Source organism: Paenibacillus jiangxiensis (assembly GCF_046098255.1).
Lineage (GTDB): Bacteria > Bacillota > Bacilli > Paenibacillales > Paenibacillaceae > Paenibacillus > Paenibacillus jiagnxiensis.
Genome location: NZ_JBJURI010000001.1, coordinates 188,958 through 200,349 on the forward strand (window position 1 = coordinate 188,958; position 11,392 = coordinate 200,349).

7 protein-coding genes are annotated in these 11,392 nt (G+C 49.9%); all 7 read right to left on the reverse strand.

All coding sequences use genetic code 11. From position 1 onward, the window contains the following. Positions 1–69: 69 nt before the first annotated feature. A complete protein-coding gene (locus ACI1P2_RS00900; protein ID WP_355315973.1) occupies positions 70–3,756 on the reverse strand; it encodes a non-ribosomal peptide synthetase family protein in 3,687 nt (1,228 codons plus the stop codon). A gap of 72 nt (positions 3,757–3,828) precedes the next feature. Next, positions 3,829–5,580 (reverse strand): methyl-accepting chemotaxis protein, encoded by a 1,752-nt coding sequence (locus ACI1P2_RS00905; protein ID WP_355315975.1) that lies wholly within the window; start codon positions 5,578–5,580, stop codon positions 3,829–3,831. Positions 5,581–5,974: 394 nt separating this feature from the next. Continuing rightward, on the reverse strand, positions 5,975–6,679 hold the full coding sequence (locus tag ACI1P2_RS00910; protein WP_355315976.1) for an ABC transporter ATP-binding protein: 705 nt from the start codon (positions 6,677–6,679) through the stop codon (positions 5,975–5,977). Continuing rightward, entirely contained in the window at positions 6,676–7,461 is a 786-nt protein-coding gene (locus ACI1P2_RS00915) for an ABC transporter ATP-binding protein (protein WP_355315978.1), read from the reverse strand. The genes ACI1P2_RS00910 and ACI1P2_RS00915 overlap by 4 nt, the downstream gene beginning before the upstream one ends. A 27-nt stretch (positions 7,462–7,488) precedes the next feature. Then, the gene (locus ACI1P2_RS00920; protein ID WP_355315980.1) at positions 7,489–8,745 is read right to left on the reverse strand and encodes a branched-chain amino acid ABC transporter permease; all 1,257 of its coding nucleotides are present in this window, start codon (positions 8,743–8,745) and stop codon (positions 7,489–7,491) included. 18 nt (positions 8,746–8,763) lie between these two features. Then, the gene (locus tag ACI1P2_RS00925) at positions 8,764–9,747 is read right to left on the reverse strand and encodes a branched-chain amino acid ABC transporter permease (protein WP_355315981.1); all 984 of its coding nucleotides are present in this window, start codon (positions 9,745–9,747) and stop codon (positions 8,764–8,766) included. Positions 9,748–9,873: 126 nt separating this feature from the next. Further along, positions 9,874–11,103: a branched-chain amino acid ABC transporter substrate-binding protein gene (locus tag ACI1P2_RS00930; protein WP_408976096.1), complete on the reverse strand. Its 1,230-nt coding sequence runs from the start codon at positions 11,101–11,103 to the stop codon at positions 9,874–9,876. Between the last annotated feature and the right edge of the window lie 289 nt (positions 11,104–11,392).

Here is an 11,392-nt window from a genome sequence, read left to right on the forward strand (position 1 = left end):
CATGCAGTCAATTCCATTTTCCATGAAAAATCCCCCTTATCCGACAAATACGGATAAGGGGGAGAGTCATTAAATCTTTGCCAGTGCAGTCGTTCTCGGCAAATAACCTACTTTGATGGCATGTTCTATCATTCTTTTCATGAAGAGGCTGTCGGGAGGAGCACATGTAATGCCAGTTCCCTGCAGAGCCTCGTAGGTCAACTTGCATCCGTAGCGGTAGCGGGAATCCTTCGCCCCGTCTCCTTCAAGCTGGGCAATCGCCAGCTTGACACCTTCCGTATTTTTCGGAGCGGCAGGATCAAATAGCCATGCCCTGTACGCCTCCTGCTCCATCAATTCAATCTCATATCCATATTCACGAATGAGATGAATCCACGAGTTATAGGAAATCGTTTGCGGATTACAAATGTGAAATACTTTTCCCAAAGAGCCAGGCCGCAGCGCAAGGGCAACGATCGATTTTCCTGCGTAATCGATCGGGGTGAAATCAACCTCCCATTGTACCTTTGGAGCTTTGCCGAGCAGAAGCATCGCCTTTAACATGCGATAGAATGAATTGCTGTCGATATTTTTCTGAAAAAGCCCGCTTTCCGAATGGCTGGACAAATTACCTGCACGATATATGCTGACATGCAGCCCCTGCTGCGCCGCAGCCATCAACGCTTTCTCCGCCTCAAGCTTGCTGTTCGTGTAAAGGTTCTCTACCTTAAGACCTGGAGCCAGCGTCTGTTCGCTTACAACTTTCTCCCATTGACCGCTTAATGCCAGATCTTCCGGTATGCCCATTGTCGAAATATGATGGAACCGGACAGGATTTACACAACCTCGTGCAAACTCGATTAAGGAAAGTGTACCGGCTATATTCGTTTTCGCAAATTGGCCTTCATCTCCGAAATGCCTTACGTCCGCCGCGCTATGCACAATCATATCCAGTACACCCGCCAGCTTAAACCTCATTTCGTGTGTTATACCCAGGTTCTCGTGCTCCAAATCTCCATCTACTGCAATCACGCGGTCCTTAATAAGCTCATGAACGGACGGGCCAAAGAAATACTCCATATGGCTCTGAATCCGTGTCAAGCCCGGGATAATGCCCGGACGGACCAGGCAGTACACGATAGCTTTGCTTTGGACAAGCAGCTCATGCAGCAAATAAGCGCCAAGATATCCGGTGGCTCCCGTCAACAACACGGCATTAGGATCTTGAAAGCCGATTTCGGCCTTTCCCTCTTGTTGCGTAATAGGCGGGTGCTCCTCCAGAGAAATAGCAGGTCCGGTCAACACAACAGCACGCTCAGCGGTCTGCGGTTTTTCCATCAGCTGCCCAATATGTGAAGATAGCGCTTCAACTGTCCGATGCTGGAAGAAATCGTTTATTTTCAGATCCGGATAATGTGGCTTTAACAGGACCAGGACATGGATGATCGCCAAAGAGTCGCCGCCAATTGAGAAAAAGTCGTCATACCTGCCCACTTGTTCCACCTTCAACACTTCCTGCCATGACTCTGCAACACGCCGCTCGATATCCGTAGCCGGCGGCTTGAATCCGGCATCCGACTGGGTCACCACACGATGATCGTAGTTTTTCAGGCTTTTCCGGTCGATCTTCCCTGTTGGCGAAGTCGGCATGGTTTCAAGCTGGACAATCCATTTCGGAATGAAATAGGAAGGCAGCTTGGTTCCCAGCAAGCGTTTAACGTCAGGGGCTGGCAGCAGGCTTCCGTCTTTCGTTGTAAAGTAGCCGACCAGCATGTTTTGGTCTTCCGTATCCTTCTTGTGAATAACCGCAACATTTTGAACGTTAGGAATTTTGGCGAAGCTGTCCTCGATTTCCCCGATTTCAATACGGTGGCCCCGGATTTTAATTTGGGAGTCGCGGCGGCCGACGTATTCGATGGTTCCGTTCGGAAGCAGCTTCGCAATATCGCCGGATTTATAGATTTGTCCTTCGCCAAACGGATTGGCGATAAAGGCTTCCGCCGTTTTTTCCGGCTGGTTCAGGTAACCTTTGGCCAAACCCACGGTCGAAATATATACTTCTCCAGGCACATTAACCGGGCAAAGCTGATTTTCTTCGTTAACAATATAAACCTTGTAATTATGAATGGGCCTGCCGATTGGAATATTCGTCAAGTCATCCGGAATAAGGCCTCTGATCGTGTGTGTGGTCGTGCATACGGTGCATTCCGTTGGCCCATAGACATTGACAATTTCGATCGCATCTCTGAATTTGCGCTGGAAAGCACGAACCTGCTCACCGTAAAGCGCTTCGCCCGCCACTGTAATCAGCTTTACGCCGGACAGCTTGCGGTAGCCTTCATCCGATAAATAGGCAGACAGCTGGTTGAAGAACACGGTCGGAAGAATCGTAATGATGGTTGTTCCCGTTCTTTCGATGGCAGCGGCAAACTCCTCGACCGATACTCGTTCCTCCGGTGACAGCAGATACAAATGCGCACCGTAAAATAACGCACCGACCGTATCCCATACCGAGGCGTCAAAGCTATAGGTAGCGAACTGTGTGAGCACATCCTCGGGTCCAATCCGGCAATCCGTTCGGACCGTTTCGCCCAAGTTGACTACCCCTTCATGTGCGATCAGCGCACCCTTCGGCCTTCCCGTTGAGCCGGACGTGTAAATGATATAAGCAAGATCGTCGGGTCTCACCTCGATATCGACATTTCCGGCTCCTTCGTAAGCATCCGTCATGCCGGAATCCATGGGAATGATCTCCTTGACCGTCTCCACTTCCGCGCACAGCAGCGATGCCTGCTCTTTATATTCGTTTTTGGTCAGGATAAAGGAAGATCCCGTATCCGACAAAATATAGCGGTTGCGGTCTTCCGGATGTTCGGGATCAACCGGAACATATACGCCTCCCGCCTTAAGGATACCAAGCAGGCTGACGATAAGTTCAAGGCTCCGCTCCATAAAAATCGTCACGAATTCACCTTTGCTTAATCCCCCCTCCAGCAGCAGCCGGGCCATACGGTTCGCTTTTTCGTTGAGTTCCCGGTAAGTAAGCTGTCCATGAATCGACGACACCGCAGTCCGTTCGGGATATAAAGCGGCTGCCTGTTCGAACATGCCATGAATGGTCATCAATTTGTCGTAGGGCCATGTCGTATCGTTCATTTGCTCGTAGATGGCCTTATCCTGCCCGGTCAAAATATTGATGGCATCAATCAAGCGCTCTGCATCCGTAAGCGCCGCTTCGAGCAAAGCATAGAAATATTGAACATACCTGTGGACCGTACCTTCCTTAAGGACGGAGCTGTCGTAAGTCACACGTATGGTCCAGCTGCCACTACCATCAAGCAGCTGCCAGTTTAGCAGCTCCTGCTCTGTCCCGATCGCATGCCCAATGGAAAACCGGGTGTCAAACTGAAGCTCCGGGGCAGCTGCCGCACCTGCGGCCATTTGGGCGATTATACTGTTTTTAAGGCTGACGAAGGTCTGTTTTTGTTCGAAGCTCATCCGCAGTGGAACGGATCTTCCTTCATCAGCGATCCATTCCGCTACAATGTCGGTTTCACCTGATAAACGGTAAAGCAGCGCAAAATAAGCAGTTGCCAATATAGCGGCTTGCTCTTCACCGTGTTCCAATTGCCCGAGCTTGGCGCTCAGGCTTTCCTCCATGAGAACATCTGCTGTTAAGTAGGAATACGTTCGGCCGTGACGTGACGAATCGAGCGGGATGTATAGCAGTGGACTTTCGGTTACCAAAGCAGTGGTGTGATGATTAATCTCCGTCATTTCTCTTAATTCCTCCTGAGCAGTAAAATGTCTCCGCATCGGATTCGATGCTAGGATATAAAATGGGCAGACTTAACCGCGTACTTGAAATTGGTTAATAAGCTCCTGAAGCTTTTCCGACAGAGCCGTAAGTTCGGTCGAGGAATCAACGATAGCCTCAATATCCTCTTTTTGCTCCTTGACAGAGTCGGAAATTTTGGCGCTATTTACAGCCGTTACGCCAACCGAAGCCGACAAGCTTTCGGAGGTTGCCGTAAGCTCCTGCGTTCCTGCTGCCAGTTCTTCCGTCGAACTGGACACCTCTTGGATCTGCATCGTAACGTTTTGCGTGGCTTGCAGAATCTCGCTTAAAATCTGGCCCGTCGTATCAGTAATTTGCAGACCGCCGCCGACTTCACGGGTACCTTGCTCCAACGCCTCAACGGCTATCCGGATCAACTCTTGAATTTCTTTGACAAGCTCCGAAATTTGGTTTGCAGATTGATCCGACTGCTCAGCCAGCTTCCTTACCTCGCCGGCGACAACGGCAAAGCCTTTGCCATGCTCCCCGACTCTTGCAGCTTCGATGGCAGCGTTCAGTGCCAGCAGGTTGGTTTGGCTGGAAATGTTCATGATAATGGAAACGATGTTCCCGATCTCCTGGGAACGGCTGTCCAGCGACTTAATAGCACTCGTCGATTTGCCGACGAACGTTTGGATTTGCTCCATTTGTGTCATTACCTGCTTAACAGCCGTATTGCCTTCAGTGGATTTCGTTTCCATGTCGAAAGCTTCTTGCGCAACCTTCGAAGAATTTTCAGCGATGTTCTGAATGACGGTGGCAATTTCAGACATGGCTCTTGCCGTACTTACGGAAGCTTGTTCCTGCTCCACGATACCCTGTGAGATTTCCTGAACGCTTGCTGTAATCAGGTTCGAATTTTTGCTGTTCTGCTCCGAGATTTCACGAAGGCTCTTGGCGGAATTCGTTACCGCATGAGAGGTATGCTGAACCTGGAGCATCATGTCGTTCATTTGGTTCACCATGCTGTTAAACTTGCTGTTCACGATGCCGAGATCGTCCAGGCCTGTTTTCAACTCGACATTCAAATTGCCGCTGCTGACCGCTTCAATACCGCGCACCAATTCGTTAATGGGTTTCAAAGTCAAGCGGGAAAAATAGAACTGGATCAGGAAAATGAGCAGCATGAAAATAACCATGATGGTTATGCCGTTCACAAGCAGCTTATGAAGTCCTTGTGGGACGGCACTGGCATCCGCGTCCGCGCCGAAAAAGCCGATGAGCTCTCCCTGCTGGTTCGTCAGCGGGTAAAGGATCGTCGTCCAGATTCCGAAGTCGTCGGTATAAAAACTCGTAAATGTCGGTTGCTTCGTTTTAAGCATCTCGGCAATGCCATCAGCCATAGCCTCCGGCTGTGGGTACATATCGCCAATGTTCATGTTCTCCGCCGAGAAAGCTTCAACGAGATTTGTAGGCATGGCAATCAGCGAAGTTTTGTTTCCATCCGCAAGCTCCGTGCCAAACAGGTACGCTTGCGCAATATTCGGGTTGTATTTATGGATTTCGTCCAATTTGGCTTGCAGTTCAGCTTGCGCCGATCCTTGGTAACTCTTCTGGGTAATTGCTTGAGCTACGAGGGCCGGGTCGATTTCCTTGGCCCATTCCTGGGTAATCGCCGTAATTTGCTCCCGCAGCTGTTCAGTCAGGATAGATTTTTGTGTTATGTAACAGGATGTAATTAAAATCGTACCAATCAAAATAATGTTAATAAAGGCCAGCAACAAATTTTTGGTGAAGAAAGACATACGTCTGATCAACAACATCTGTTTAACGCTCCTATTATGATTTTATTGTCGTAGATTTGGCTGCATTATCAAATACGGCTTAATGCCCCCCTTTGTTGTATTTAGAACTCCATATCATCTGACCATACCTATTAAACAATCGCTTTGCTGCCAAATTTCTACATAGACTATCTAATAATATCGGTCTTATTAACTAAAAAATTAATAGTTAATTGTAAAATTTTCGTGAAAAGTATATTAAACATAGTTCTTTATTACTAATTCACAAAAATACAAAAACACAAAAAAACCTGGCACAACAACACAAACAGGACAGATTTTCAGCCTGTTTGTGCTGCTCCCAGGGTCTTCTCTCATGTCTTCACTATGCATCCTGATTTCGTTTCTCGAAATTCAGCGCAAATATCGCAAATTATGCAAGATAAGCTTCCTTCACCTGGCTGTTGGACAGCAGCTTGACGGCATCATCATGCATGATGATTTCACCGGTCTGAATGACATAACCACGGTGGGCGATCTGCAGCGCATGGTACGCATTCTGCTCCACCAGCAAAATCGTCATCCCCGCTTCATTCAGCTCCTGAATGATTTCAAAAATTTGATCTACCAGCACCGGCGCAAGTCCCATGGACGGCTCATCCAGCAGTAAAATTTTCGGGTTCATCATCAGCCCTCTGGCAATGGCGAGCATCTGCTGCTCCCCGCCGCTCATCGTGCCTCCTGCCTGATGATAACGTTCCTTCAGCCGCGGAAAATATGTGAATGCCTGCTCGATCCGCTGCTTAACCAGCTTCTTGTCCTTTACGGAGAAGGCTCCCATCTCCAAATTTTCCTTGACCGTCAGCTTGGGAAAAATGCGCCGTCCTTCGGGTACATGCGCGATCCCGCTCAAGGCGATCAGGTGCGGCTGCTCGGAGGCAATATTTTTTCCGCCGAATAGGACTCTGCCCTTGGTTCTGACCTGGCCGCAGATGGATTTCAACGTAGTGGACTTTCCCGCGCCGTTCGAACCGATGAGCGTTACGATCTCTCCCTCATTTACCTGGAGGGAAATCCCTTTTAACGCCTGAATTCCGCCATAATAAGCCTCTACATTTTCCATAACCAGCAAGCTCATAACGTCACCTCCTCTTCCACAGCACTCTTGCCGAGATAAGCCTCAATGACCTTCGGATTCGAGCGGATCTCCTGGGGGCCGCCTTCCGCGATCTTCTCCCCGTGATCCAATACAAGAATATGATCGGACAGCTCCATAACCAGCTTCATGTCATGCTCGATCAGGATGATCGAGGTGCCGAGCTCCTGCTGGATGCGGCGGATCAGCGCCGTCAGCTCCGCCGTCTCGCGCGGATTCATGCCGGCGGCGGGTTCATCCAGCAGCAGCACCGACGGCCTGGCCGCTAGCGCGCGCGCAATCTCCAGCCGCCGCTGCGCTCCGTAGGACAGGCTTGCGGCTTCCTCGTTGTACAATGTCTCCATTCCGACATATTCCAGCAGCCTGTACGCCTCGATCTTGGCCTGCTGCTCTTCATGCCTCACCCGCGGCAAATTCAGCAGCGTGCCAATCACACCTGATCGCAGGTGAATGTGCATGCCGACCATGACATTCTCCAGTACGGTCATACTGCCGAACAGGCGAATATTCTGGAATGTCCGCGCAATGCCCCGGCCGGTAATGCGATCAGGCTTCACATTCACGATGGACTGGCCTTTCAGCTCAATTTGCCCTTCATCCGGAACGTAGATCCCGGTGATCATATTAAAAAATGTCGTTTTCCCGGCACCATTCGGTCCGATCACTGCCGATATTTTCCCTTCCGGAAATTCAAAGTTCACGCCGTTCACGGCTGTAAGCCCGCCAAAGCGCTTCACCAGATTCGTCACTGTTAACACCGCCATACAGATTCCTCCCTTCGTATAAACTTGTCATTCCGATAGCGCCGTACCCTTGACAGCAGCAGGCTGCTCCTTTACCTGCTCCAGCTTCACAGGCCGATTCTTTGCACGAATCAGTCCATTCGGCCGGAAGATGGCGACGAGGATTAGAATGGCACCGAATATAAACCGCTGCATTTTGGCGGGGGACAGCGCATTCGGGACCTGCACAATTCCCTGCATGGACAGCTGATTCAGCCAGTTGGTGAACTCGGTGAGCACCTGGAGATTCAATATCGTTACAAGACTGGCCCCCAAAATGACCCCCGGAACGCTTCCCATCCCGCCGAGTACAACCATGACCAGAATCGTTGTTGACTCGATCAGTGTGAAGCTCGTCGGATCAATAAACGTCTGCTTGGCAGCGAACACGACGCCCATCATGCCCGAGAAGGATGCGCCGATCGCAAAGGCCGTCAGCTTCGTCCGGATCAATGGAATGCCCATGGACTGGGCGGCGATTTCATTCTCTCGTACAGCCTTCCAGGAGCGACCAAGTCTGGAATGCTCGAATCTGCGGACCGCAAAAATAACAACCGCCAGAATGCCAATTACGATGAAATAAAATTGGTGCGGAAATGTAAACTGGAAGCCAAACAGATTAGGGGGCTGGATGGAAGACAGGCCTAGCGCCCCGTTTGTAATATTCACCGGCTTCTCCAGGTTGTTGAATATAATGCGGATGATTTCACCGAAGCCGAGGGTTACGATCGCCAGATAGTCACCTTTCACCCTGAGCACCGGCAGTCCCAGCAGAATACCGAAAATCCCTGCCATGAATCCGCCCAGAAGGATGAAGATCCAAAATGACGTGCCCGACAGCGGAAACAGATCGCCAGAAATGAAATTGTTGGCCTGTCCTGTAGCAAATATGCCATACGTGTATGCGCCCACAGCAAAAAAAGCGACAAAGCCCATATCCAGCAATCCGGCAAAGCCGACCACAATATTCAGCCCCAATGCCATGGCAATATAAATGCCGCACTGGGTCGCCACTTCCATATACGACTCATACGCTGGACCGCCAGAGCTCGCAAACGGAATGATCAGCACGAGCAGCACACCGGCAATAACCCACTTCATCCCGTTGCTGAAGGTTGTATAATACAGCAGCAGCAGCGATCCAAGCAGAAGCAAAAAGGAAATAACCGATTTATCCATAAAATAGACGCCGGAGGCGGTCACAGCCACAAACAGCAGCAGCAGCGCAGCCTGCGCCGGCTTATTTGCGATCAAAGTCTTCTTCATGAATTCCACCGGATTCACCTACACTTTCTCTTTGACGGCTTTTCCGAACAAGCCCTCAGGTTTGAATATCAGCACGATGATCAGAATCATGAATGCAAAAACATCCTTGTACTCAGCCCCAAAGTTGCCGTCCGTAAGCAGCCCCAAATTGGCGGACGCGAACATTTCCAGCACGCCGATGACGATGCCGCCAAACATGGCTCCGCGGATGTTGCCGATTCCGCCCAAGACCGCCGCCGTGAAGGCTTTCATACCCAAAATAAAGCCGATATAAGGGTCTATGGTTCCGTATTGCTGTGCAAACAATACACCCGTGGAGCCTCCGAGTGCCGAGCCGATGAAAAAGGTAAGCACAATGACTTTATTTACGTTGATCGACATCAGGGACGCCGTCTCACGGTCCTGGGCAACCGCCCGCATGGCCACTCCCCATTTCGAGCGATTGACAAACAGATCCAGGCCCACCATCAGCAGCACTGCAATGATCAGAATAAAAATAGTGTTTGTTTTGATCGAGGTATCCGCGAAACCGGATACGGAGGAAAGAGGCAGATCGATTCTTCCTTCAAACAACGAAGGCGTGCTTACAATGAAGTTGCCGGTTTTCAGTTCTGCGATAAAACGGATCAGATCCTGCAGCACAAAGGAAACCCCGAATGCGGAGATCAGAGAGATCAGCTTTGGCGCCTTGCGCAGCGGCCTGTAGGCGACCCGTTCGATCCCGACCCCGAGCGCTCCGGTCACCATCATGGCTACGAATATAATCAGTACATAGGACAGCCATGCTGGCAGACCGCCCAGCAGGCCAAGGCCCTGAAACAGAAACAGTACAGCAGTCCCTACAAACGCACCGGTCATAAAAATCTCCCCGTGCGCAAAATTGATCAGCTCCAGAATTCCGTAAACCATGGTGTAGCCCAGTGCGACTACGGCATAGATGGCGCCTAATGCCAGCCCGTCAATCAGCACCTGCGGCAAGCTTTGCAATATCGTCGCAAACATGATTGGTTAACCCCTTCCATCTGAAAAAGAACGTTATCGATGTGTTCACCAAGATGCCAGTATCAAAACTACAGCCAGGCTGTATGTCCAATCCGGAACATACCTCCTGGCTGCGTGGATCCCAGATTACTTATTTTCGATTTCCGAAACCATCGCTCCCGGGTAGGCCGCTCCATCAAACTTATATATGAATACTTTGGCATACGCATTATCGCCGATCTCGTCAAAAGAAACCTTGGTCGCAACACCTTGAAAATCCTTCGTAGCCCTTACCGCGTCCCGCACTTTTTCCCGGGCTGGCAGCTCACCGCCGTTCTCTTCAATGGCCTTCTTGATCGCTTCCAGCATTACGCTCATCGAATCATAGGAGTAAACAGAATAACCCTCAGGCTTCTTGCTGAACTTCTGTTCATACTGCTCAGCCCATTGCTTGCCCTCTTCCATCTTCGTGATATCACCGGCGACGGAGCTGTAGAGCGAGCCATCGGCATCTTTCCCGGCAATATCCACCAGACCTGAGGAGTCAAGGGCATCGCCGCCCATAATCGGAGCCGTAATTCCTTTGCCACGGGCCTGCTTGATCAAAAGCCCGCCTTCAGCGTATAGACCGCCAAAAAAGATAAAGTCCGGCTTTTTGCTGGCAGCAATGTTGAGCACACCGTTAAAGTCCTTCTCGCCAACTGTAATACCCTCGTATCCGGAAATCGTGGCTCCGAGCTCTTCTGCAGCATCACGGAACGCTTCCGCAAGACCTTGTCCATATGCCGTTTTGTCTTGAATAACGAAAATATTTTTCGCTTTCACGGTGTTAACTGCATATTCTGCTGCTGCCGGCCCTTGGAAATCGTCGCGGGCAACGACGCGGTTCGCCACTTTCAATTTTCGGTCTGTGAAGTCTGTAGCTGTACTGGCTGGAGAGATCATAGGAATGTTGTATTTCTCATAAACAACCGAGGACGGAATGGAAACCCCGGAATTCAGATGTCCGATCACACCCAGCACCGCCTGATCAGCACCGATAAGCTCGGAGTTGGCAACACCCTTCTTTGGATCGCCCTGATCGTCATAAGGAACCAGCTCCAGGTCATATCCAAGAGCTTTAAACTCTTCCGTATGATCTTCCAATGACATTTGAGCTCCAAGCTTGATCGCTTCGCCCTGAATGGCGCTTCCTCCGGATAACGGGGACTGGGTTGCAATTTTGATGACTTTTCCTCCCCCGCCGCCACCTGAAGCCGTGGTTCCCGAGCCTTCCGGTGTGGTGCCTGCCGTGCCTCCTCCGCTTCCGCCTCCGCAGCCGGCCAGCAGTCCGGCTATGAGTGTTAATGCCAACCATCCTTGTCCCTTCACCTTCACAAACATTCCCCCAATCGATTTAATGTAACCTTATTTAACATAAAAAGGTATAAATAATACACTCAGTATACACACAAACATATAATTGGGCAATTCCTTTTTTCGGATTTTTTCTTCATAAAAATCGGTTATGGTTTATATTTAACTTCATTTTTAATGTTTAATCTGTTATTTTATTAATTTTTTTCACATAATAGACCACAAACCCTCGCTTCCTCCTTCGCAAAAATGCAAATCATTCATGAAAAACAGCAAAGGAATTAAAATTTTATTGTTATAAAAAATAACG